Genomic DNA, 26,152 nt, shown 5'->3' with positions numbered 1-26,152 from the left:
GGTCTGCTCAGGCGCCCATGGCGTCGACGAGGCTCTTGGGGCGCATGTCGGTCCAGTTCGCCTCGACGTGGTCCAGGCACTCCTGGCGGCCCGCCTCGCCGAACACCACGCGCCAGCCGTCGGGGACGGGGATGAAGTGCGGCCAGAGGGAGTGCTGGCCCTCGTCGTTGACCAGCACGAAGTAGGTGCCGTTCTCGTCCTCGAACGGGTTGGTGCTCATCGCGGGTCTCCTTCGGGTCGCGGCGTCGCCACGGCGGCGTCGACCGCCGCGGCGACCTCGTCAAGGACGTCTTGACGAGTCATCTCTTCGTGGGGTGCGGGCACGTCGTGCACGCGGATGGCGCCGGTGACGTGCGGCGCCCACCGGCCCGGGTCGCGTTCCGGGTGGTCCGCGGCGTCGGTGGCGCGGAAGAACAGCAGGTCGCCGTCGAAGCGGCGCGGGGTGTGCGCGGACAGGGCGCGGCCGTTGGCGAGGTAGGCGTCGAGCACGGCGCGGGCGAGGTCCTCGGTGGTCTGCTCGTAGCCGCCGAGCTCGGCGCGCACCACGGCGACGGCGCGGGCGTGGCCCTCGGGCGTGGCGAGGTCTTCGGGGCTCAGGCCGGTGCCGGCGAACGCGTCGGCGAAGACCTCCGCGGTGCTCAGCGGTGTCGTGCCGACGCGGGGGTAGGAGTCGAGCACGGCCAGCAGGTCCACGGTCCCGCCGGCCTCCTGGAGGCGGACGGCGACCTCGTGGGCCAGGTGCCCGCCCATCGACCAGCCCAGCAGCCGGTACGGGCCGTGCGGCGCGACCGAGCGGATGTGGTCCGCGAACCGGGCGGCCTGGTCGCCGATCGTGCCGGGGTCGGCCCCCGTCAGGTCGGCCTGGAGGCCGTAGAGCGGCACGTCCGGGTCGAGCGCGCCGAGCAGCCCGGTGTAGCACCAGCTCAGCCCGGACGCCGGGGGCAGGCAGAACAGCGGCGGCGCGTCACCGCCCGCCCGCAGCGGCAGCAGCGCGCCCAGCGCGTCCACGCCGGTCGCGGCCGGGTCGCCGTCGAGGCGGCGGGCCAGTTCGGCCGGGCTGGGCGACTCGAACAACGTCCGCACGGTCACGTCCGCGTCGAAGCGGGACCGGACGCGGTCGGCCAGCGTCACGGCGAGCAGCGAGTGGCCGCCGGCCGCGAAGAACCCGCGGTCCGGGTCGACCGAGTCCACCCGCAGCACCTCGGCGAACATGCGGCACAGCAGGTCCTCGACGAGGGTGCGCGGCGCGCGTCCCGCGGCGGCGGCGCCCCGGGGCGCGGGCAGTGCCCGGCGGTCGAGCTTGCCGTTGGCGTTGAGCGGCAGCTCCGCCAGCTCGGTGAACGTGCCGGGCACGAGGTGCGCGGGCAGGTCGGCGGCCACGTGCCCGCGCACCGCGTCCGGGTCCGGCGAGGCGCCGGGCTCGGGCACGTAGTAGGCGGCCAGCCGCTGGTCGCCGGGCACGTCCTCGCGCACCGCGACGGCCGCGTGCGCGACCCCGGCGCACCGCGCCACGGCGGCCTCCACCTCGCCCAGCTCGACCCGGACGCCCCGGAGCTTCACCTGGTCGTCGGCGCGACCCAGGTACACGAGCGCGCCGTCGTCGTCCCAGCGCGCCAGGTCGCCGGTGCGGTACAGCCGCGAACCAGCCGGGCCGTGCGGGTCGGCGACGAACCGCGTCGCGGTGACGCCGGGACGGCCGAGGTAGCCGCGCGCCAGTTGCACGCCCGCCAGGTACAGCTCACCCGGCGCACCGGGCGGCACGGGCGCGAGGCGGGCGTCCAGCACGTACGCGCGGGTGTTCCAGACGGGCCTGCCGATGGGCACGCGCGGGTCGTCGGCGTCGCACTGCCACGACGTGACGTCGACCGACGCCTCGGTGGGGCCGTAGAGGTTGTGCAGCTCGGCGGAGTACGCGGCCAGGAACCGGTCCCGGGTGGCGGGCAGGAGCGCTTCGCCGCTGCACACCACCCGCCGCAGGGTCGGGCACGCCACCGGGTCCACCAGGAAGGCGTCCAACATGGACGGCACGAAGTGGGCGGTGGTGACGCCGTGGTCGTTGATCACCCGCGCCAGGTGGGCCGGGTCGCGGTGGCCGTCCGGCTTGGTCACCACGATCGCCGCGCCCGTGATCAGCGGCCAGAAGAACTCCCACACCGACACGTCGAACGTGCACGGCGTCTTGAGCAGCACGCGGTCGTCGGGGGTGAGCCGATAGCGGTCCTGCATCCACAGCAGGCGGTTCACGATGCCCCGGTGCGGCACGCCGACCCCCTTGGGGGTGCCCGTGGAGCCGGAGGTGTGGATGACGTACGCCAGGTCGTCAGGCGAGGCCCGGCGGACCGCCACGTCCGGCGCGTCGTCGCCGTGCACCGCCACCACCGGCAGGCCGTCGAACGCCGCCGCGTCGTCCGTCAGCACGCACACCGGCCGTGCCCCGGCCAGCAGCACGGCGCGCCGCCGGGCGGGCAGGTCGGTGTCCAGCGGCAGGTAGGCCGCGCCGGACTTCAGCACCGCCAGCAGCGCCACCACCAGGTCGGCCGAGCGCGGCAGGGACACGGCCACCACCGCGTCGGGCCCCGCGCCCGCGGCGACGAGTCGGCGGGCCAGGCGGTCGGCGGACTCGTGCAGCTCGCCGTAGTCCAGCACGCGGTCCTGGTCGAGGATCGCGGTGGCGTGCGGCGAGGAGGCCGCCTGCCGGTCCAGCAGGTCGGTGAGCGTGACGTCCTCGACGGGCGTCGCGGTGTCGTTCCACGCGTGCAGCACGCGGTCGCGGTCGGCGTCGGTCAGCGGCGTGCCCGCGCCCAGCGGCCGGTCCGGGTGCTCGACCAGGTCGGTCAGGGTGCGCAGCAGCCAGTCCGCCAGCCGGCGGGCGGTGGCGGCGTCCACCAGGTCGGGCCGGTGGTCCAGCCGGAACGCCAGGTTCGGACCGGGCACGCCGATCAGCGTCACCGGGTAGTGCGTGGCGTCGCGGGCCTCCACGTCGATGAGGAACGCGCCGCCGGCCAACTCGGTGTTGTCCTCGTCGCCGGCCGGGTAGTTCTCGAACACCAGGGTCGTGTCGAACAGCGGTCCGCGACCGACCCGGCCCTGCAGGTCGGCGAGGTTGACGTGCTGGTGCTCCAGCAGGCCGGTCTGCTGCGACTGGAGCGCGTCGAGCAGGTCGGCGGCGGTGTCGTCGGGCGACCAGCGCACCCGCACCGGCAGCGTGTTGATGAACAGGCCGATCATCCGCTCCACGCCCGGCAGCTCCGGTGGGCGGCCGGACACCGTGCCGCCGAACACCACGTCGGTGCGGCCGGTGTGCAGGCCGAGGGTGAGGCCCCACGCGGCCTGCACGACGGTGTTGACCGTCCAGCCGCGCTCACGGGCCAGCTCGGCCAGCCGGCCGGTCAGCTCCTCGCCGAGCTTCGCCCTCAGCTGCGCGGGCGGCGCCTGCTCGCCCGGCCGTCCCGGGCCGCCGACCAGCGTGGGCCCGGCGACGTCGTGCAGCACCGCGTCCCACGCCTTGCGGGACACCTCGTGGTCGCGTGCGTCGAGCCAGGCCAGGTACTCGCGGTACGGGGCGACGGGCGCCATGCCCCTCTCGTCGCCGTGCCGGTCGTACAGCTCGAACAGCTCGTCCAGCAGCACGGGCAGCGACCAGCCGTCGACCACGATGTGGTGCACGGTGACGGCGAGCCGGAAGTCCTTGAACGGCATCCGGAACAGCACGCACCGCAGCGGCACGTCCTCGTGCAGCGCGAAGCGGCGCAGCCGGTCGGCGTCGTAGCGCTCCTCGAACCGGGCCTCCGCCTCGGCGACGGACATCGCCGAGCAGTCCACCACCTCCCACGGCACCTCGACGTGGTCGAGCACGACCTGCACGGGCTGGTCGAGCCCTTCGTGGACGAACACCGACCGGAGGCCGGCGTGCCGCCGCACCAACGCCTCCACGGCGTCGCGCAGCGCGTCCACGCCGAGCTCGCCGTAGAGGTCGACGGCCACCTGCACGGTGTAGAAGTCGAGGCCGTCGGTGTCGTGCAGGGCGTGGAACAGCAGGCCCTGCTGCAACGGGGCCAGCGGGAGGATGTCCTCGATGCGCGGTGCGGCGCTCAGGCGTGGTCCACTCATGATCGCCCTGCCTTCCTCATCATGGCCTCCAGGTGGTCGATGTTCTTCTGCGACAGGGGGACCAGCGCCACGTCGGAGGGCGTGAGGCCGCCGGCGCGCGGGTCGCGGGCGTGCGCGGCGAGCGCGGCCAGGGCGTCGCGCCACAGCCCGCCGAGCGCGGCCACGTCCGGTTCGTCGAGCAGGGCCGCGGGCCACGACAGGGCGGCGACGAGGCGCGGCCCGTCCGCGCCGTCCTCGGTGAAGGCGTTGACCTCCAGCACGTGGGCGAACGGCAGGCCGTCGTCGCCGACCGCGCCGCCGGCGTCGGTCAACGGGGTCCAGTCGCGGCCGGTCGCGCCGACGCTCGTGCGGCCCAGGTAGTTGAACCCGATCTGCGGCGCCGGGCAGGCGGCGAGCTTGCCCGCGGTGTCCGGGTTCAGGTGGCGCAGCAGGCCGTAGCCGAGGCCGTGGTCGGGCACCGCGCGCAGCCCTTCCTTGACCTGCTTGAGCGCCGTGCCGACGGGCTCGCCGGCCGCGAGCACGTCGTCCCACCGCAGCGGCGGCACGTCCACCCGCACCGGGTAGAGGTTGGTGAACCAGCCGACCGTGCGGGACAGGTCCAGGCCGGGCGCGACGGCGTCCTCGTGCCTGCCGTGGCCCTCGCGGTCCACCAGCAGCCCGTCGGGCAGCCGTTCGCCGCGCCGGGCCAGCCACTCCCGCACGGCCAGGCCGAAGCCGGTGAGCAGCACGTCGTCCACGCTGACGCGGAACGCGGCGGGGGCGGTGGTCAGCAACGCCGTGGTCACGTCCGGGTCGACCTCGACCACCGCGGTGCGCGCCGTGGCGAGGGTGTCGCGGCGCGGGTCGAGCGGGCGGGCGGCGAGGGCGGGCTGGGCGGTGTCGGCGGTGGCGAGCCAGTGCGGCAGCTGACCGGCCCACCGCGGTTCGGTCGCCGCCTCGGCGAGGCGGGCGGCCCAGCGCCGCCACGACGTGCGCACCGGCGGCAGCTCGGGCGGGACGCCGAGCCGGGCGGCGGTCGCGGCGGTGGCGAGGTCGGGCAGCAGGATGCGCCACGACACGCCGTCCACGACCAGGTGGTGCGCCAGGACGAGCAGCTGGCCGGGCGCGTCGGGCCCGGCGTCGAACCACACCAGGCGCACCATCACCGCGTCGTCGGGCCGCAGCGCGCGGCGGGCGGCCTCGGTGTGCTCGGTGACCACGGCCGCCAGGTCGCCCTCGGTCAGGCCGGCGACGTCCACGCGGGCCACGTGCTCCTCGGCCCGCACCGCGCCGTGCGGCAGGACTTCCAGCGCCCAGCCGCCGTCGTCGTCGCGGCGCAGCCGGGTGCGCAGGGCGTCGTGGTGCTCCAGCACGGCGGCCAGCGCGTCCACCAGGTGCCCGGCGGTGAGCCCGGCGGGGGTGGCGACCACGTGCGACTGGTTGAACCCGTCGACCGGGCCGCCGCCGGCGCGCAGCCACTCCACGATCGGCGTCAGCGGCACCTCGCCCACGCCGTCGCGGTCGGCCACGTCGTCGTCCTGCTCGGCCACCGGCGCGGCCGCGTCGGCGAGGCGGCGGACGGTCTTCAGCTCGAACACGTCGCGCGGGGTGAACACCCACCCGGCCGTGCGGGCGCGGCTGACGAGCTGGATCGACATGATGCTGTCGCCGCCCAGGTCGAAGAACCCGTCGTCCACGCCGACCCGCTCGACGCCGAGCACGTCGGCGAAGACACCCGCCAGGGCCTCCTCCACGGCCGTGCGCGGCACGGCGACCGGCGTGGCCTCCCGGTGCGGCGCGGGCAGGGCGCGGCGGTCGACCTTGCCGTTGACGGTCAGCGGCAGCTCCGGCAGCACCACGAACGCCGACGGCACCGAGTAGTCCGGCAGCGCGGCGGCGGCGACGGCCCGCGCCTGCGCCACGTCCACGTCCTCGCCCACGAGGTAGGCGACGAGTCGGCGTTCGCCGGGCCGGTCCTCGCGGACCACGACCGCCGCGCCGGTGACGCCCGCCCGCCCGGTGAGCGCGGCCTCGACCTCGCCCGGCTCGATCCGGAAGCCGCGCAGCTTCACCTGGCCGTCGGTGCGGCCGACGAACTCCAGCCTGCCGTCGCGGGACCAGCGGGCCAGGTCGCCGGTGCGGTACGCGCGGTCGCCGGGCGCGCCGTGCGGGTCGGGCACGAACCGCTCGGCGGTGAGCCCCGGCCGGGCCAGGTAGCCGCGGGCCAGCTTGCCGCCCGCCACGTACAGCTCGCCCGTCACGCCCGGCGGCACGGGCTGGAGCCGGTGGTCCAGCACGCGCAGCGCGGTGCCCGCCATGGGGGCGCCGATCGGCAGCGGGCTCGCGGCCACGTCGCCGGGCAGCACCGCGTGCCGCGAGGCGAACGTGGTGGTCTCGGTGGGGCCGTAGCCGTTGACCAGCACCAGGTCCGGGCACGCCCGGCGCACGGCGGCCACGGCGTGCTCGGAGACCACGTCGCCGCCGGTCCACACCTCCCGCAGGGGCGCGAACGTCTCCGGCGCCTCCTGCGCGACGAGCCGGAACAGGCCGGCGGTGATCCACAGGGCGGTCACGTCGTGCCGGCGGATCGCGGCGGCCAGGCCCGCGAGGTCCACCTCGTCCGGCGAGTCGACGATCGACGTGCCGCCGTTGAGCAGCGGCACCCACATCTCGTACGTGCTCGCGTCGAAGGCGTAGGAGGAGTGGACGAGGACGCGGTGGTGCGCGCCGGTGGTGAAGATCGAGTCGGTGGCCAGCTCCACCACGTTGGCGTGGGTGACGGCCGCGCCCTTCGGCACGCCCGTCGAGCCGGAGGTGTGGATGACGTACGCCAGCTGGTCCGGGTGCGGCGTCGGCAGCTCCGCGTCGTGCGCGGGCGGCAGCACGGCCGTGAGGTCCAGGACGTGCGCCGGCGCGGCCAGGCCCGCGGGCAGGTCGGCGCGGTCGGTGAGCAGGACCGCGGCCGAGGTGTCGGCCAGGATCAGGTTGTGCCGCTCGACGGGGTTGCCGTCGTGCAGCGGCACGTACGCGCCGCCCGCGTAGAGCGTGGCCAGGGTGGCGACGGTCCGCTCGGCGGTGCGCCGGGCGAGCACGGCCACCCGGGTCTCGGCGCGCACGCCGTGCCCGAGCAGGTGGACGGCGAGCGCGCGGGCGCGGGCGTCCACCTCGGCGTAGGTCAGCTGCCGGTCGCCGTCGACCAGGGCCACCGCGTCCGGCGCCTTGGCGACCTGGGCGCGGAAGCGGCCGACGACCGTGCCGCGTTCCCGGTGGGAGGGGTTGCGGCCCCACACGTCCAGCACGATGCCGCGTTCGCCCTCGCCGAGCACCGGCAGGGCGCTCACCGGGGTCGCGGCGTCGGCGGCGACGGCGCGCAGGACGCGCGTGAGGCGCGCGCCGAGGGCTTCGGCGGTGGCGCGGTCGAACAGGTCGGCGGCGAACTGGATGGTGCCCTCCAGGCCGGCGGGCAGGCCGGCGCGGTGGGTCTCGCCCAGGTCGAACGACAGGTCGAACTTCGCCGGGCCCTCGCCGAGGTCCACCAGGTCCAGGCTCAGGCCGGGCAGCTCCAGGTCGGGCTCCGGCGCGTTCTGCAGCACGAGCATCACCTGGAACAACGGGTGCCGCGCCACGGACCGCTCGGGGTTGAGCGCGTCCACGAGCCGGTCGAACGGCAGGTCCTGGTGCGCGAACGCGGCCAGGTCGGTCTGCCGGACCCGGCCGAGCAGCTCGGTGAACGCCGGGTCGCCGGAGGTGTCGGTGCGCAGCACGAGCGTGTTGACGAAGAAGCCGACCAGGTCTTCCAGCGCGGCGTCCGTGCGGCCCGCGACGGCCGTGCCGAGGACCACGTCCTCGCCCGCGCCCAGCCGGGTCAGCATCGCCGAGATCGCCGCCTGGAGCACCATGAACAGGCTGGCGCCGGACCGGCGGGCCAGGGCGAGCAGGTCGGCGTGCAGGCCGGCGTCGACGTGCCACCGGACGAGGCCGCCGCGGTGGGAGGCGACGGCGGGCCGCCGCCGGTCGGCGGGCAGCTCCAGGGCGTCGGGGACGCCGTCGAGCTGCCGCCGCCAGAACTCCAGCTGGGCCGTGCCCGCCGAGTCGGGGTCGCCGTCCTCGCCGAGCACGTCGGCCTGCCACAACGCGTAGTCCGCGTACTGGACGGGCAGTTCCGGCAGCCGCGGGGCGTGGCCGGCGAGGCGTGCGCGGTAGGCGTGGCCGAGGTCGCGGGTCAGGGGCGTGAAGGACCAGCCGTCGCCCGCGATGTGGTGCAGCACCAGCAGCAGCACGTGCTCCGAGGGCGACAGCTCGAACAGCCACGCCTTGAGCGGCAGCTCGCGGGACAGGTCGAAGGTGCACGCCGCCGCGTCGTCCAGGCATTCCCGCAGCACGCTCGCGTCGGTGGTGCGCACGCTGAACGCCCGGGTCAGCATCTCGTCGGCCTCGGGTGCGGGCACCACGAGCTGGCGCGGCGTGCCGTCGGCGTCGGGGAAGACGGTGCGCAGCGACTCGTGGCGGGCCAGCACGTCGCCGAGCGCGGCGCGCAGCGCGGTCACGTCCAGGTCGCCGGACAGCCGCAGCGCGATCGGGATGTTGTACATCCCGTTGGCGTCCTCCAGCCGGTCGAGGAACCACAGCCGGCGCTGGGCGAACGACAGCGGCACCACCTCGGGCCGGTCGGCGCGGGTGACGCCCCGGCGGGCGGCTCCCGCGGCGGTGGCGCGGGCGGCCAGCAGCGCGGGCGTCGGCGCCTCGAACACCGCGCGCAGCGGCAGTTCCACTCCCATCGCCGCACGCACCTGGCTGACCAGGCGGGTGGCGAGCAGCGAGTGGCCGCCCAGGTCGAAGAACCCGTCGTCCACGCCGACCCGGTCCAGGCCGAGCACGTCGGCGAACACCGCGCACAGCACCTCTTCGGCCGGGGTGCGCGGCGCGGCGTCGCCGATCACGGCGGCGTCCGGCGCGGGCAGTGCGCGACGGTCGAGCTTGCCGTTGGCGTTGAGGGGGAACGCGTCGAGCACGACGAGCGCGGCGGGCACCATGTACGCGGGCAGGGCCGCGCGCACGGTGTCGAGCACGGCGGCCGGGTCGAGGGGCCGGCCGGGCACGACGTACCCGACGAGCCGCTTGTCCCCCGGCCGGTCCTCGCGGACCACGACGGCGGCGCGGTCCACGTCGGCGTGCCGGGCGAGCGCGGCCTCGACCTCGCCGAGCTCGATGCGGAAGCCGCGCAGCTTCACCTGGTCGTCGGAGCGGCCCAGGTACTCCAGCTGGCCGGTCGCGCCCCAGCGCACGAGGTCGCCGGTGCGGTAGAGCCGCCCGCCCCGGCCGAACGGGTCGGCCACGAACCGCTCGGCGGTCAGCGCGGCGCGCCCGACGTAGCCCCGGGCCAGGCTCTCCCCCGCCAGGTACAGCTCGCCGGGCGTGCCGGGCGGCACGGGCCGCAGGGCGGCGTCGAGCACGTACGCCCGGGTGTTCCACAGTGGACGGCCGGTCGGCGCGGGGCCGTCGAGCGGTCCGGGCGTGGTGGAACCCCACTGGAGGGTGTAGACGGTGGCCTCGGTGGGGCCGTAGATGTTGTCGATCCGGGCGGCGGGCAGGGCGGCGCGCACGTCGTTGTAGACGCTCGCGGGCAGCCCTTCGCCGGCGAGCACGACGGCCCGCGCGTCCAGCTCCACCCCGGCCGCGAGGACCTGGGCGAACACCGACGGCACGCCGCTGACCAGGCCGCCGGTCCAGCCGCCGCGCTCCACGAGGGTGGTCAGGTTCTCCACGACCTCGACCCGGCCGCCCGCGGTGAGCGGCGTGAACAGCTCGAAGACGGACACGTCGAAGTTCAGCGAGGTGGACAGCAGCACCGAGGACAGCTCGTCGGCGGTGAAGTGGTCGGCGGCCCAGGCGACGAGGTTCGCCATGCCGTGCCGCGTCACGGCCACGCCCTTGGGCCGGCCGGTGGAGCCGGAGGTGTGGATGACGTAGGCGAGCGACCCGCCGTGCACGGCCGGGGTGGGCGGCGCGACGGGCCGGGTGAGGTGGTCGGCGACGGCCGGGTCGTCGAGCCGGACGAGCCGGTCGGCGGCCACGTCCAACCGGTCCGCGGTGCCGGCGTCGGCGATCACGCACACCGGGCGCGTGTCCTGGAGCACGAACGCGATCCGCTCGGCCGGGTGCCCGGGGTCCAGCGGCACGTACGCGCCACCCGCCCGCAGCACCGCGAGCAGCGCGACCACGGCGTCGGACGTGCGGGGCAGCGACACCGCGACGACCGTCTCCGGCCGCACGCCGCGTGCCGCGAGCAGGGCGGCGAGCCGGTCCGCGCGGGCGTCCAGCTCGGCGTAGGTGAGGGTGCGGTCCGGGGTGACGACGGCGATCGCGTCCGGCGTGCGGCCCGCCTGCCGGGCGATGAGCTGCTCCACGAACACCTCGGGCACGGGCCGCGCGGTGTCGTTCCACGTGTGCAGCACGCGGTCGCGTTCGGCGGGGTCGAGGACGTCCACCTCGCCGAGCCGGATCGCCGGGTCGGCGACGACGGTCTCCAGCAGCCGCACGAGCCGCCGCGCGAGCACCCGGGCCGTCGGCGCGTCGAACAGGTCCAGCGCGTGTTCGAGGTCGCCCTCCACGCCGGCCGGTCGTCCCGCCTGGTCGTGGGTTTCGCGCAGGTCGAGCAGCAGGTCGAACTTGGCCGCGCCGCCGGGCACCTCTTCGAGGTCGATGGCGAGGTCCGGCAGGTCGAGGTCGGCCTCGGGCGTGTTCTGGAGCACGAGCATCACCTGGAACAGCGGGTGCCGGGCCAGCGAGCGGCGCGGGTTGAGCACCTCCACCAGCCGCTCGAACGGCACGTCCTGGTGCGCCAACGCGGCCAGGTCGGTCTGCCGCACCCGCTCCAACAACTCCTTGAACGACGGGTCACCGGACGTGTCCGTGCGCAACACCAACGTGTTCACGAAGAACCCGACCAGGTCGTCCAACACCTCGTCCGAACGACCCGCCACCGCCGTGCCCAACGGAATGTCCGTACCCGCGCCCAACCGCGTCAACAACGCCGCCACGGCGGCCTGGAGCACCATGAACACGGTCGTGCGGGTCTGCCGGGCGAGGGCGACGAGCTTGGTGTGGGTGTCGACGTCCAGCCGGAACGGCACCCGGCCGCCCCGGTAGGAGGCCACCGCCGGCCGCGGCCGGTCCGTCGGCAGCTCCAGCACCTCGGGCAGCCCGGCCAACCGGGTGCGCCAGAACTCGACCTGCGCGGCGAGCGCGCTGCCCTCGTCCTCGTCGGAGCCGAGCACGCGGCGCTGCCACAGCGTGTAGTCCGCGTACTGCAACGGCAACGGCGGCAGGTCCGGCGCCGAGCCGGCCAGCCGGGCGCGGTAGGCCGCGCCGAGGTCGCGCAGCAGCGGCGTCAACGACCAGCCGTCGCCCGCGATGTGGTGCACCAGGAACAGCACCACGTGCTCGTCGGGCGCCAGCTCGAACAACCAGACCCGGCAGGGGATCTCGGCGGCCAGGTCGAACCGGTGGCCCAGGGCGTCGGCGATGGCGGCGGGCAGGTCGTCCTCGTCGACCTCGACGTGCGCGACCGGCAGGACGGGCGCGGGCAGCACGTGCTGGCGCGGTTTGCCGTCGACCTCCGGGAACGTGGTGCGCAGCGACTCGTGCCGGGCCACGACGTCGCGGAACGCCGCAGTGAGCGCGTCCCGGTCCAACCGCCCGGTCAGGCGCAGCGGCAGCGGCACGTTGTACATGCCCGCCGCCTCCTCCAGGCGGTCGAGGAACCAGAGCCGGCGCTGGGCGTGCGACAGGGGCAGCACGTCCGGGCGCGGCGCCACCTCCACGTCGTGGCGGGTGCCCCGGGCGCGTTCGGCGAGGACGGCCAGCGCGGCGGGCGTGGGCGCCTCGAACACCGAGCGGATGGACAGCTCCACGTCCAGCACCGACCGGACCCGGCTGACCAGGCGGGTGGCGAGCAGCGAGTGGCCGCCGAGGTCGAAGAAGCTGTCCTCGACGCCCACCGACGGCAGGTTGAGGACCGTGGCGAACACGCCGACGAGCACTTCCTCGGTGAAGTTGCGCGGCGGGCGGCCGGTCGTGGCGGTGCCGCCGACCACGTCCGGCGCGGGCAGGCCGCGGCGGTCCAGCTTGCCGTTCGTGGTCAGCGGCAACGCGTCGAGCCGCACGAACGCCGAGGGCACCATGTAGTCCGGCACGGCGGCGGCGACGTGGGCGTGCAGCGCGACCGGGTCGAAGTCACCGCCCTCGGCGGGCACCACGTAGGCGACCAGCCGCTGGTCGCCGGGCTGGTCCTCGCGCACGACCACACCGACCGGGCCGGTCGACGGGTGGCGCGACAGCACGGACTCGATCTCGCCGAGCTCCACCCGGTAGCCGCGGATCTTGACCTGGTCGTCGGCGCGGCCGGCGAACAGCAGGTCGCCGTGCTCGCCCCACCGGGCCAGGTCGCCGGTGCGGTACATGCGCGACCCGGCCGGGCCGTAGGGGTCGGCGATGAACCGGCCGGAGGTCAGACCGGGTCGGGCGACGTAGCCGCGGGCCAGGTTCGCGCCCGCGATGTACAGCTCGCCGACCACGCCGGGCGGCACCGGGCGCAGCGCGTCGTCCAGCACGTACGCCTGCGTGTTCCACAGCGGCCGGCCCAGCGACAGCACCTCGGCCGGGATCTCGTCGTCCGGCTCGATCACGAGCGACGTGCAGCCGACGGTGGTCTCGGTGGGGCCGTACTCGTTGACCACGCGTGCGCCCGGGTGGCGCTTGCGCCACACGTCGAGCTGCGCGCCGGGCAGCGGCTCGCCGCCGAGGACGAGCTCGGCGGTCGGCGAGTAGGTGTCCGGCAGGACGTCCAGCACGGACAGGTGGCTGGGCGTGCCCTTGAGGTACGCGAAACCGGCCGCGGTGGGGCTCGCCGGGTCGATGCCGTCGTCGGCGAGGTCGCCCAGGTGCACGGCGCCGCCGGAGATCAGCGGCGCGTACAGGCCGGTGACGGTGAGGTCGAACGTGACGGGCGAGTGCAGGAACGCGCCGGACCGCACCGCCGGGTAGGCGTCGACCGACCACTGGAGGTAGTTCACCGCCGCGCGGTGCTCGATCAGCGTCCCCTTGGGGCGGCCGGTGGAGCCTGAGGTGTAGATGACGTACGCGGCGTGCTCCAGCCGCAGCGGCGCGCGCCGGTCGGCGTCGGTCAGCGGTTCGGCGGACCGGGTGTCGTGCTCCAGCTCGTCCAGGACCAGTGCCGGCACGGGGAGCGCGGCGAGCCGGGGCGCGAGGACGGCGTCGGTGACCAGCCCCACGGGCCGGGTCTCGCCGAGCATGTCGGCGAGCCGCTCGGCGGGCTGGTCGGGGTCGAGCGGCAGGTAGCCCGCGCCGGTCTTGAGCACCGCGAGCAGCGTCGTCACCAGGCTCGTGCCGCGCGGGAGCGCCACCGCCACCAGGGTTTCCGGCCCGGCGCCGTGCTCGACCAGCAGGCGGGCCAGGCGGTTGGCGTCGGCGTGCAGCTCGGCGTAGGTGCGGACGTCGGTCCCGTGCACGACGGCGGTCGCGTCGGGCGTGGCCGCGGCCTGCCGGTCGAGCAGGGCCGTCAGGTGCAGCGGCTCCACGGCGTGGTCGGTGTCGTTCCAGTCGACCAGGATGCGGTCCCGCTCGTCCGCGTCGAGCAGGTCGACGGCGTCCACCGGCCGGTCGGGGTCGGCGGCGATGGCGCGCAGCACCAGCCGCAGCCACTCCCCCATCCGCGCCACGGTCGCCCGGCCCAGCACGTCGGGCCGGAAGTCCAGCCGGAACGCCAGCCGCTCGCCGGGCAGGCCCACGAGGCTGATCGGGTAGTGCGTGGCGTCGCGGGCCTGGAAGTCGGTGATCCGCACGCCGCCGCCCAGCACGGGCGCGGTGTCGACGTCGACCGGGTAGTTCTCGAACACCATCGTGGTGTCGAACAGCTCGCCGTGGCCGGTGCGGCGCTGCACGTCGGCCAGGCCGACGTGCTGGTGCGCGATCAGCCCGGCCTGCCGGTCCTGCACGGCGGCCAGCAGCTCGCCCAGCGACTGGCCGCCGGTCCACGACACGCGCACCGGCAGCGTGTTGATGAACAGGCCGAGCATCGTCTCCACGCCCGGCAGCTCGGCGGGCCGGCCGGACACCGTGCCGCCGAACACCACGTCGCGGCGGCCGAGGTAGCGGCCGAGCACCACGCCCCACGCGCCCTGGGCGAGGGTGTTCATCGTCCAGCCGCGGGCGCGCGAGGTGCGGGTGAGGGCGTCGGTCAGCTCGTCGTCCAGCTCGACCAGCACGCCTTCGGGCACCACGGAGGCGTTGTCGGCCGCCGCGCCGACGAGCGTCGGCCCGTCGAGGCCCGCCAGCACGTCGTCGTAGGCGGCCAGCGCGCCGGCCGCGTCCTGGCGGTTCAGCCAGCCCAGGTAGTCGCGGTAGGGCGTGACGCGGGGCATGGACGAGTCGTCGCCCGCGTGCTCGTAGAGGGTGAACAGCTCGTCCAGGAACACCGGCGTGGACCAGCCGTCCATCAGGATGTGGTGCATGGTCAGCAGCAGCCGGTGCACCTGGCCGGGCAGCGCGACGAGCACGAACCGCAGCAGCGGCGCGCGGGCCATGTCGAAGCGGCGGGCGCGTTCCTCGTCGACCAGCTCGGCGTACTCGGCCTCGGCGTCGGCCACGCCGGTCAGGTCGACTTCGCGCCACGGCGCGCGCACCTCGCGGCGCACCACCTGCACGGGCCGGTCGAGGCCCTTGTGGCGGAACCCGACGCGCAGGTTCGCGTGCCGGCGCAGCAGCGCGTCGGCGGCGGCGCGGAGGGCGGGCACGTCCACCGGGCCGGTCAGCTCGGTGGCCATCTGCACGGTGTAGACGTCCAGGCCGTCGCGGTCGTAGAGGGCGTGGAAGAGGAACCCCTCCTGCAACGACGACAGCGGCAGGACGTCCTCGACTGCGGACTTCTTGCTCATCGGTCCAAGTCCTCGCTCTCGTCGTCTTCGTCGTCTTCGTCGTCTTCGTCGTCCGCCAGCAGGTCGAGCTCGTCCTGGCTGAGCGGGACCAGGTCCACGTCGGAGGGGGTGAGCCCGCCCGCCGCCGCGCCCCGGACGTGCTCGACCAGCCCGCGCAGCGCCTGCCGCCACGCCGCGCCGAGGTCGTCGGCCTCGGTGTCGGCGAGCAGGTCCGCGGGCCAGGCGAGGGTGGCGGCCAGGCGCGGGCCGTCCGCGGTGTCCTCGGTGACGGCCGTGACCTCGATCGCGTGCACGAACGGCAGGTCGTCGTGGCCCACCGGGGCGGTGAAACCGGGCGCGGGCAGCCACAGCCGGTCGCCGCCGGGCGCGGCGGTGTCGACCCGGCCCAGGTAGTTGAACGCCACCTGAGGGGCGCCCAGACCCGCGAGCTTGCCCGCCGTGTCGGCGTTGAGGTGGCGCAGCAGGCCGTAGCCGACGCCCTTCTCCGGCAGCTCGCGCAACTGCTCCTTGACCCGCTTGAGGGCCGTGCCCGCGGCCGGTCCGCCGGCCAGCAGCTCGGGCCACGAGACCCGGCCGGGGTCCAGCCGCACCGGGTGCACGCTGGTGAACCAGCCGACCGTGCGGGACAGCTCCACGTCCGGCACGACGTCCTCCCGGCCGTGGCCCTCGACCTGGAGCAGCACGGAGGTCTCCGCGCCCCGGCCCCGGCGTTCCCGCCACCGGCCCACGGCCAGCGCGAGCGCGGTCAGCAGCACGTCGTCGACGCCCGCGTGGAACGCGGCGGGCACCTCCGTGAGCAGCGGCGCGGTCTCCTCGACCGTGAGGGCGACTTCGCTGGTGCGGGCGGTGCCCACGGTGTCGCGCGCCGGGTCGAGGGGCCGTGCGCCGAGCAGCGGGTCCGGGCCGTCCAGGACGGTGGTCCAGTACGGGAGCTGGTCGGCGCGCGCCGGGTCGTGCGCGGCGTCGTGCAGCAGGTGCGACCAGCGCCGCCACGACGTCCACACCGGTTCGAGCACGGGGTCGCGGCCGGTGGCGAGGGCGTGCCACGCCTGGGCGAGGTCGGGCAGCAGGATGCGCCACGACACGCCGTCCACCGCGAGGTGGTGCACGACCAGCAGCAGGTCGCCGGGGTGCGCCGGGCCCGCGTCGAACCACACCGCCCGCACGAGCCGGCCGCGTGCCGGGTCGAGGTCCCGCCACGCGGTGTCGGCCTCGGCGCGGACGGCGGCGGCCCGCGCGGTGTCGTCCAGCCCGGTCACGTCCACGCGGCTGGTGACGTCGGCCGCGCGCACCGCGCCGGGGTCGGCGATCTCGTAGACCCACTCCCCCTCGTCGTCGCGGGCGAGGCGGGAGCGCAGGGCGTCGTGGTGGTCGAGCAGCGCGTCGAGCGCGCCCAGCAGCCGGTCCAGGCCCAGTTCGGCCGGCACGGCGACGAGCTGGGCCTGGTTGAAGCCGTCGAGCGTGCCGCCGCTGTCGAGGAACCAGCGCACGACCGGCGTGAGCACGGCGGGCCCGCTGCCGGTCGGGTCGGCCACGAGGCGGGCGTCGGCGGGTTCCACGGCCACGAGGGCGAGTTCGGCCGGGGTCTTGCGCTCGAACACGTCGCGCGGGGTGAACACCAGGCCCGCCCGGCGCGCGCGGCTGACGAGCTGGATGGAGCCGATGCTGTCGCCGCCGAGGTCGAAGAAGCTGTCGTCCACGCCGACGTCGGGCAGGCCGAGCACGTCGGCGAACACCGCGCACAGCGCCTCTTCCCGCGCGGTGCGCGTGCCGCCGGTCCGCGGCGCGGGCTCCGGCGCGGCGGGCGCGGGCAGCTCGGCGTGGTCGAGCTTGCCGTTGCGGCTCAACGGCAGCGCGTCCAGCACCACCACCGCCGAGGGCACCATGTAGTCGGGCAGCTCGGCGCGCAGCGCGGACCTCAGGGCCGCGGTGTCCAGCTGCCCGCCGGGTGTCGCGGTGACGTAGGCGACGAGCCGGGGCGTGCCGCCGTGGTCGGGGCGGAGCAGCACGGCGCACGCGTCCACGCCGTCGTGGCGGCGCAGCGCGGCCTCCACCTCGCCGGGCTCGACCCGGAAGCCGCGGACCTTGACCTGGCTGTCGACCCGGCCGAGGAACTCCACGTGCCCGTCGGGCAGGCGGCGGGCGAGGTCGCCGGTGCGGTACATGCGCGCTCCGCCGCCGGTGAACGGGTCCGCGACGAACCGGTGCGCGGTGAGCGCGGGCCGGTCGAGGTAGCCGCGGGCGACGTTCGGGCCGGACAGGTACAGCTCGCCCGGCACGCCGACCGGCACGGGCCGCAGCCACGCGTCGAGGACGTGCGCGCGGCTGTTGAGCACCGGCGTGCCGATGACCGGCGTCGGGTGGTCGGCGAGGTCGGCGATCATCGAGTCCACGGTCGACTCGGTCGGCCCGTAGAGGTTGAGCGCCACCAGCCCCGGCGTGCCGCGCAGCGCCTCCCACAGGTGGGCGGGCACCGCCTCGCCGCCGAGCAGCACCACCGCCGGGTACCGCTCCTCGCCGTCCAGCAGGCCGTGCGCGACGAGGTGGTCCACGTAGGACGGGGTGGTCTCGATGACGTCGATCCGCTCGCGGCGCAGGTGCGCCACGAGGGCGGCCGGGTCGCGGCGGGCGTCGTCGCCGATGACGTGCAGCTCGTGGCCGGCCAGCATCCACAGCACCGGGTCCCACGACGCGTCGAACGCCACGGGCGCCGTGAGCGCCGCCCTCGACCGGTCCCGGCCGAGGCGGCGGGTGACGGGCGTGAACACGTTCTCTTCGTGGTGGCGCAGGAGGTTCGCGAGGGAACCGTGCTCGACCACGACGCCCTTGGGCCGGCCGGTGGAACCGGAGGTGTAGATGACGTAGGCGGCGTCACGCGCCGTCAACGGCCGGGTCCGGTCGGCGTCCGAGGGCGCGGTGTCCGGCACGTCCGGCAGGGTGTGGGCGGCGACCGAGCCGTCGACGACCAGGACCGGGCGGGCGTCGGCGAGGGTGGCGCGCCGGCGTTCCGCCGGGTGGTCCGGGTCCAGCGGCAGGTAGACCGCGCCCGCCTTGAGCACGGCCAGCAGCGCCACGACCGTGTCGACCGAGCGCGGCAGCACCACGGCCACCACGTCGCCGACCGCCGTGCCCTTGCGCAGCAACGAGTGCGCGAGCCGGTTGGCCCGCCGTTCCACCTCGGCCGCGGTGAGCCGGACGTCCCCGGCGACCAGCGCCGGCCGGTCGCCGTGCGCCGCCGCGAACCGCTCGAACGCGGCGAACGCGGTCCGGTCGGGCACCGGGCCGACCGGACCGGCCGCGCCACGAGCCAGGTGGTCGGCCTCGCCGGGCGCGAGCAGGTCCAGCTCGCCGACGCGCCGCGACGGCTCGGCCGTGGCCTGGTCCAGGACCCGGGCGAACCAGGTCGCGACCCGGAACGCGGTGTCCTCGTCGAACACGTCCCGGCTGTACTCCAGCTCGCCGTGCAGCCCCGCGGGCTCGCCGTCGGAGTGCCGCTCGGCCAGCGTGAACGACAGGTCGAACTTGGCGGGCCCGGCGGGCAGGTCCACCACCTCGGGCGTCACGCCCGGCAGGTCCAGGTCCGGGTCGGCGTTGTTCTGCAGCGCCAGCAGCACCTGGAACAGCGGGTGCCTGGCCAGCGACCGGCGTGGCGCCAGCTCCTCGACCAGCCGGTCGAACGGCACGTCCTGGTTCGCGAACGCGGCCAGGTCGGCGTCGCGCACCCGGTCCAGCAGCTCGCCGAACGCGGGCTCGCCCGACGTGTCCACCCGCAGCACGAGCGTGTTGACGAAGAACCCGACCAGGTCGTCCAACGCCTCGTCGCGCCGACCGGCCACCGGCGTGCCGACCGGGATGTCGACGCCCGCTCCCAACCGGGTCAGCAACGCGGCCAGCGCGGCGTGCAGCACCATGAACGGGCTCGCGCCGTGCGCGGCGGCCAAGCGCGCCACGCGGGCGTGCACGGAGGCGTCCAGCCGCAGCGGCACGGAGCCGCCTTCGTTCTCCGGCCGGCCGGGCCGCGGCCGGTCCGTCGGCAGGTCCACCGCGTCGGGCAGGCCGGCCAGCCGGGCGCGCCAGTGGTCGAGCTGCGCGCGCAGGGCGCTGCGCTCGTCGTCGTCGGAGCCGAGCACGTCGTGCTGCCACAACGTGTAGTCCGCGTACTGCACGGGCAGCGGCGCGAACTCCGGTGCGACGCCCGCGTGCCGGGCGCGGTAGGCGACGCCCAGGTCGCGCAGCAACGGCGCCAGCGACCAGCCGTCGGCGGCCACGTGGTGCAGCAGCAGGAGCAGCACGTGGTGGTCGGCGGCGAGCCGGTACAGCCGGACCGCCACCGGCAGGTCGTCGGCCAGGGCGAACTTGTGCCGCACCGCGTCGGCCAGCTCGGCGGTCAGCGCGTCCTCGGTGGTGTCGACGCGCCTGGTCGCGGCGCTGAGCAGCGCGGCGGCCGCCGCCGGGTCCAGCACCGCCTGCCGCGGCGCGCCGTCGACCTCGGGGAACACCGTCCGCAGCACCTCGTGCCGCACCACCACGTCGGTCACGGCGGTGAGCAGCGCGGCGTCGTCCAACGCGCCGGTGAGCCGCACGGCCAGCGGCACGGAGTACATGCCGCCCGCCTCGTCCAGCCGGTCGAGGAACCACAGGCGCTGCTGCGCGGCGGACAGCGGCACCACGTCGGGCCGGGGGCGCGGGGTCACCCGGTCACGGGCGGGCGCGGCGTCGTGCAGGGCGAGGGCCAGGCCGGCGGGCGTGGGGTGCTCGAACACCGCCCGGATCGGGGCTTCCACGCCCAGCACCGCCCGCACCCGGCTGATCAGCCGCATGGCGAGCAGCGAGTGGCCGCCGAGGTCGAAGAACCCGTCGTCCACGCCGACCGACGCCACCCCGAGCACGTCGGCGAACAGCCCGCACAGCGCCTGCTCCACGCCGTGCGCCGCCCGTGACGGCGCGGTGGCGGCGGTGGCGGGCGCGGGCAGGGCGTGCCGGTCGACCTTGCCGTTGCCGTTGAGCGGCAACGACTCCAGCTCCACCACCACCGACGGCACCATGTACGCGGGCAGCACGTCGGCGACGTGGGCGCGCAACACCGCCTGGTCGGCGGTCGCGCCCGCGCCGGGCACCACGTAGGCCACGAGGCGGCGTTCACCGCGGTGGTCGGCGCGCACGGCGACGACGGCGTGCGCCACGTCGGGGTGCCGGGCCAGCACGGCTTCGACCTCGCCGGGCTCGATCCGGAAACCCCGCAGCTTGACCTGGTCGTCGGCCCGCCCGTGGAACGTCAACCGGCCGTCGGGCCGGCGGCGCACGAGGTCGCCGGTGCGGTACATGCGCCCGCCGGGCGGCCCGTACGGGTCGGGCACGAACCGCTCGGCGGTCAGCCCCGCCCGGCCCAGGTAGCCGCGCGCGAGACCGGTGCCCGCCACGTACAGCTCACCCACCGCGCCGGGCGGCGTGAGGCCGAGGTCGGCGTCGAGGACGTGCACGCGCGTGTTGTCCATCGGCAGGCCGATGGGCATGGCCTCCGGGTCGGGGTCGCCGGGCCGCAGCGCGAAGCGCGTGGCGAACGTCGTGGTCTCGGTCGGGCCGTAGCCGTCGACCACGGTCAGGTCCGGGCAGTGCGCGCGGACGCGGGCCACCGCGCCGGCGGGCACGACGTCGCCGCCGGTCCACACCTCCCGCACACCCGCCAGGCACGTCGGCGCCTCCTCGGCGACCAGCCGGAACAGCCCGGCGGTCAGCCACAGGGCGGTGACGCGGTGCTCGGCGACGACCCGGCCGAGCGTGGCGATGTCCAGCACGCCGGGGGGTGCGACGACGAGCGTGCCGCCGGACAGCAGCGGCGCCCACAGCTCGTAGGTGGCGGCGTCGAAGGCGTGCGAGGAGTGCAGCAGCACGCGGGCGTGGGCGGCCGTGGTGAACAGCCGGTCGGTGGCCAGTTCCACGACGTTCGCGTGCGTGACGGCGACGCCCTTGGGCACGCCCGTGGAGCCGGACGTGTGCATGACGTACGCGAGCTGGTCGGGGTGCGGAGCCCGGCCCAGCGGACCCGCGGCGGGCGGCTGCTCGTCGGTGCGCACCACGTGCGCGGGCGCGGTCAGCCCGGCCGGCAGCTCGGGCCGGTCGGTGACCAGGACGGGCGCGCCGAGGTCGGCGAGCACGAAGTCCAGGCGCTCCACCGGGTACGACTCGTGCAGCGGCACGTAGTAGCCACCGGCCTTGAGCACCGCGAGGACCAGGACGACCAGCGCGGGCGACCGGTCCACCAGGAGCGCGACCGGCGTCTCGGTGTCGACGCCGGCGGCGGCGAGCCGGTGCGCCCACCGGTCGGCTTCCGCGTCGAGCTGCCGGTAGGTGAACGAGCCCGTGTCGGACACCACGGCGAGCGCGTCGGGCGTGGCGGCGGCCCGCGCCTCGAACAGGGCGACCAGGGACGTGGCGTCGACGTGGCGGGCGGTGTCGTTCCAGGTGACCAGCTCGGCGTGCCGTTCGTCGGCGGTGAGCAGGTCGAGGCGCCCGAGCGAGGTGGCGGGGTCGGCGGCGACGGCCGCGAGGAGCGTGCCCAGGCGGGTCACCAGGCGCCGCGCGGTCGCCTCGTCGAACAGGTCGAGCGCGTACTCCAGCGCCCCGGCGACCCCGGTCACCGCGCCGCTGTCGTCCCGGGTCTCGTACAGGTCGAACCACAGGTCGAACTTGGCCACGGCCGTGCGCAGGTCGGCCACGGCGACGTCCAGGCCGGGCAGCCCGACGTCCGGGTCCGGGGTGTTCTGGAGCACGAGCATCACCTGGAACAACGGGTGCCGGGCCAGCGAGCGGCGCGGGTTCAGCTCCTCCACCAGCCGCTCGAACGGCACGTCCTGGTGCGCCAACGCGGCCAGGTCGGTCTGCCGCACCCGCTCCAACAACTCCTTGAACGAAGGATCGCCGGACGTGTCCGTGCGCAACACCAACGTGTTCACGAAGAACCCGACCAGGTCGTCCAACACCTCGTCCGAACGACCCGCCACCGCCGTGCCCAACGGAATGTCCGTGCCCGCGCCCAACCGCGTCAACAACGCCGCCACAGCCGCGTGCAGCACCATGAACACGCTCGTGCGGGCGTCTCGCGCGATCTCGGCCAGCCGCCCGTACACCTCGCCGTCCACGGTCAGCGGCACGCGGGCGCCCCGGTGCGACGGCACGTCCGGTCGCGGCCGGTCGGCGGGCAGCTCCAGCACCTCGGGCAGGCCGGCGAGCCGGTCGCGCCAGAACCGCACCTGGCGGCTGAACGCGCCGTCCGGGTCGTCCTCGTCGCCGAGCGCGTCCTGCTGCCACAGCGCGTAGTCCGCGTACTGCAGGGGCAGTGGCGCGAACTCCGGCGCGGCGCCCGCGTGCCGGGCGCGGTAGGCGGCCCCCAGGTCGCGCAGCAGCGGTGCCAGCGACCAGCCGTCGGCGGCGATGTGGTGCACGACCAGCAGCAGCACGTGCTCGTCGGGAGCCGTCTCGAACAGCCAGAGCCGCCACGGCAGGCCGTGCGCGAGGTCGAAGCGGTGCCCGGTGGCGGCGGTCATCTCCCGCGCCGGGTCCGCGACGGCCGCGGTCTCCACGTGCTCCGGCAGCAGGCGCAGCGCCTCGGCCACGTCGAGCACCTGCTGCACGGGCTCGCCGCCGACCTCCGGGTAGCGGGTGCGCAGCGGCTCGTGGCGCGTCACGACGTCACCGAGGGCGGACAGCAGCGCCGCGCGGTCGAGCGGTCCGGTCAGGCGCAGCGGCAGCGGCACGTTGTAGGTGCCGCCGGTCTCGTCCAGGCCGTGCAGGAACCACAGGCGGCGCTGGGCGGACGACAGCGGCACGAGGTCCGGGCGCGGGCGGGCGACGGGACGGGAGCGGGCGACCGCGGCGCCGTCCACGACGAGCGCGAGCCCGGCCGGGGTCGGGTGGTCGAACACCGACCGCAAGGACAGCTCCACGCCGAGCGCGGCCCGGACCTTGCTGATCAGCCGGGTGGCCAGCAGCGAGTGCCCGCCGAGGTCGAAGAACCCCTCGTCGACGCCGACCCGCTCGACACCGAGCACGTCCGCGAACACGGCCACCAGCAGTTCCTCCAGTGGCGTCCGGGGCGCGCGGCCGGTGGCGCCGGCGTCGGGCGCGGGCAGCGCGTGCCGGTCGAGCTTCCCGTTGGGCGTCAACGGCAGCGCGGCCAACCCGACGAACGCCGACGGCACCATGTACCCCGGCAGCCGGGCCTCGGCGGTCGCCCGCAGCGCGGCCGTGTCCACGTCGGCGGGCGTCACGTACGCGACGAGCCGCTTGTCGCCGGGCCGGTCCTCGCGCACGACGACCGCGACCGCGTCGGCCCCGCCGGCGAGCACGGCCTCGACCTCACCCAGCTCGATGCGGTGTCCCCGCACCTTCACCTGGTGGTCGCGGCGCTCCAGGAACACCAACGACCCGTCGGCGCGGCGCACCACGTAGTCGCCGGTGCGGTACATGCGGCGGCCGGGACGCGGGGTGAACGGGTCGGGCACGAACACCACGCCGGTGCGGCCCGGGTCGCCGAGGTAGCCCCGGCCGACGCCCTCGCCGCCGACGTACAGCTCGCCGGGTGTGCCGACGGGCACCGGCCGCAGCCGGTCGTCCAGCACGTACAGGCGGGTGTTGCGCAGCGCGCTGCCGATGGGCACGCCGTCGGCCACGTCGTCGTGCGAGGTGATGAACGCGTGCGTCACGTCGTCGGCGCACTCGGTGGGGCCGTAGGCGTTCATCAGCGGGATGCCGGGGAACGCGTCGAGCCAGCGGGCGCACAGGTCGGCGGGCAGCGCCTCACCGGTGGCGACGAGCAGGCGCAGCTCGGCCAGGGCGGGCCGCCCGCCGTCGGCGTCCCACAGGTCCAGCGCGGCGCGCAGCAGCGACGGCACGACCTCCAGCACGGCCACGCGTTCGGCGTCGGTCCGGTCGAACAGGGCGCGCGGGTCGGCGGCGAGGTCGCGGGCGACGACCCGAGCCGTGCCGCCGGCGACGAGCGGGGCGAGCATCTGCCAGATGGAGATGTCGAACGTCAGCGGCGCGTTCTGCACCACGGTGTCCACTTCGGACAGGGCGCAGTCCTCGACCTTGGCGAGCAGGTGGTTCACCATGCCGCGGTGGGTGACCATCGCACCCTTCGGCTTGCCGGTCGACCCGGAGGTGAACAACACGTAGGCCAGGTCGTCGCCCGCGCCGACGGGCTCGGGCCACTCGTCCGCGATCTCGTCGGGCACCACCAGCAGCCCGGCACGGTGGACGGCGGCTGCGGGAAGATCCGCAACGCTGCGGTTCTCCGGGCCGAGCGCCGAGGTGGGGGTGGCGGGGACCGGGGTGGACAGGCGTTGGTCCTGGTCGGGGTCGGCCGCCGGTGCGACCAGCTCGGCGGCGTAGGAGGCGACGGTGGGCGAGGCGAGGACCAGCCGTGCGCCGCTGTCGGCCAGGAGCGCTCGGCCGCGGGCGAGTGGCGCGTCGGAGTCCACCGGCACGTAGGCCGCGCCCGCGCCGAACACCGCCAGCACGGACACCACGAAGTCGCGGCCCGGCGCGGTGGGCAGCGCGACCAGGTCACCGCGCCCGACGCCCGCGTCCCACAACCGGCGGGTCAGGGCGCCGGCGCGCCCGGCCAGCTCGGCGTAGGTGGTCGGCCCCTCGTCGTCCACCACCGCCACCGCGTGGGGCGTGCGGCGCGCGTGGTCCTGCACCCGGCGCACCACGCCGTCCGCGTCGGCCAGCGGCGCGTCGGTGCGGTTCCACCCGTCCAGCGCCTGCTCCCGTTCGGCGGCGTCGAGCAGGTCGAACGTCGCCAGCGGCGCGTCCGGCTGCGCCAGCAGCCGGTCGAGCAGCCGCAGCAGCCGGTCCAGGTGCCCGGCCACCTCGTCCTCGGCGTAGAGGAACTCGTTGCCGTCCAGGTCGATCCGCACGGGGTTGCCGTCGGACCGGTCGTAGGCGGTGATCTCCACGTCGTCGATGACGCCGTTGGACAGGTTGTGCGCGGTGACGGGGTGTCCGCCGAAGGTGACGTTGTAGTCGAACGGCATGATGTTGACCACGACGTTCGCGAGCTGGCCCGCGCCGCGCACCAGGCCGAGGTCGCGGAGCACGTCCTCCTGCCGGTACCGCTGGTGCTTGAGCGTGGTGCGGGCTTCCAGGGTGGTGCGGCGCAGCACGTCGACGAACGTGGACTCCGGGCCGAGGTCCACGAACAGCGCGAGGATGTTGCTGACCATGCCCGGTGTGTCGCGCAGCAGCTTGCTCTTGCGCGCCATGACGGGGAAGCCCACGGGGGTGGTGCGCGCGCCCGTGACGAGGTGCAGGTAGACGGCGGTGGCGGCGGTCAGCGCCATCGGCCAGGTGGACGCGTTGGCCCGGGTGAGCGCCTTCATCCGGTCCATCAACGCGGGGTCGACGTGCGCGGTGGCGCGGGCCGGGCGGGCGCTGGCGGGCGCGGTGCCGGAGGTGAGGCCGACGGGCGCGGGCCGGTCGGCGAGGCGGGTCCGCCAGTGCTCCTGGTCGCGGCGGTAGGTGTCCGAGGCGCGGTACGCGGCGTCGTCGTCCAGGTACTGCTGGAGGGTGGCGAACGCGCCGGGCGGGACCTCTTCGCCCGCGACGAGCGCCGAGTAGACGGTGGCGAGCCGGTCGGTGAAGATGCGCCCGCTCACGCCGTCGGCGATGACGTGGTGGTTGCGCTGGTAGTACAGGTACCGGTCGGTTTCGACCTTGAACAGGGCGTCGACCGACAGCGGGCCCCGTTCCAGGTCCATCGGCCGGTACAGGTCGTCGTCCATCCACGCCACCGCGTCGCCCACCGGGTCGGCGCGGTCGGTGTGGTCGAAGTAGTGCAGGTGCGGGTCGGGGGCGAGGAACTGCCACACGCCGTCGGCGTCCTCGGCGAACCGGACCTGGACGGTCTCGGCCTCCAGCACGGTGCGGCGCAACGCCTCCTCGAACAGCGCCACGTCCACCGCGCCGTGGATCTCCAGGTACTCCGACATGACGAACACGTTGTCGGGGTTCAACCGCTGGCCGTACCAGATCCCCAGTTGCCCCGGGGAGAGCGGCCACCGCCGCCTGTCCTCGCTCATGTCCCTGGTCCTCCCTAGCCCTCGTCC

General features: G+C 75.6%; 4 protein-coding genes. All 4 read right to left on the bottom strand.

Features of this window, described 5'->3' with window-relative positions; all coding sequences use genetic code 11:
* Positions 1 to 7 precede the first annotated feature (7 nt).
* The 4 genes from IOD16_RS12810 to IOD16_RS12795 are packed head-to-tail and all read right to left on the bottom strand — an operon-like array spanning position 8 to position 26,125.
* The gene (locus IOD16_RS12810) at positions 8 to 220 is read right to left on the bottom strand and encodes an MbtH family protein (protein WP_123742039.1); all 213 of its coding nucleotides are present in this window, start codon (positions 218 to 220) and stop codon (positions 8 to 10) included.
* Complete coding sequence (locus IOD16_RS12805; RefSeq protein WP_201440223.1) at positions 217 to 4,110, bottom strand: non-ribosomal peptide synthetase; 3,894 nt, start codon at positions 4,108 to 4,110, stop codon at positions 217 to 219. Before IOD16_RS12805 ends, IOD16_RS12810 begins: the two co-directional genes overlap by 4 nt.
* Positions 4,107 to 15,044 carry a non-ribosomal peptide synthetase gene (locus IOD16_RS12800; protein ID WP_201440222.1) on the bottom strand — a complete coding sequence of 3,646 codons (10,938 nt, stop codon included), beginning with the start codon at positions 15,042 to 15,044 and terminating at the stop codon, positions 4,107 to 4,109. The genes IOD16_RS12805 and IOD16_RS12800 overlap by 4 nt, the downstream gene beginning before the upstream one ends.
* A complete protein-coding gene (locus IOD16_RS12795; protein ID WP_201440221.1) occupies positions 15,041 to 26,125 on the bottom strand; it encodes a non-ribosomal peptide synthetase in 11,085 nt (3,694 codons plus the stop codon). The genes IOD16_RS12800 and IOD16_RS12795 overlap by 4 nt, the downstream gene beginning before the upstream one ends.
* Positions 26,126 to 26,152: the final 27 nt, after the last annotated feature.

This window comes from Saccharothrix sp. 6-C, assembly GCF_016695385.1.
Classification (GTDB): Bacteria; Actinomycetota; Actinomycetes; order Mycobacteriales; family Pseudonocardiaceae; genus Actinosynnema; species Actinosynnema texasense.
The sequence above is the reverse complement of the archived record's forward strand: the minus strand, read 5'-3'. Positions and strand labels throughout refer to the sequence as shown.

What these genes read in the sequence shown, in the direction of transcription:
- IOD16_RS12800 (WP_201440222.1), bottom strand. Translation starts at nt 15,044, where the DNA reads ATGAGCAAGAAGTCCGCAGTCGAGGACGTCCTGCCGCTGTCGTCGTTG.
- IOD16_RS12795 (WP_201440221.1), bottom strand. Translation starts at nt 26,125, where the DNA reads ATGAGCGAGGACAGGCGGCGGTGGCCGCTCTCCCCGGGGCAACTGGGG.
- IOD16_RS12805 (WP_201440223.1), bottom strand. Translation starts at nt 4,110, where the DNA reads ATGAGTGGACCACGCCTGAGCGCCGCACCGCGCATCGAGGACATCCTC.
- IOD16_RS12810 (WP_123742039.1), bottom strand. Translation starts at nt 220, where the DNA reads ATGAGCACCAACCCGTTCGAGGACGAGAACGGCACCTACTTCGTGCTG.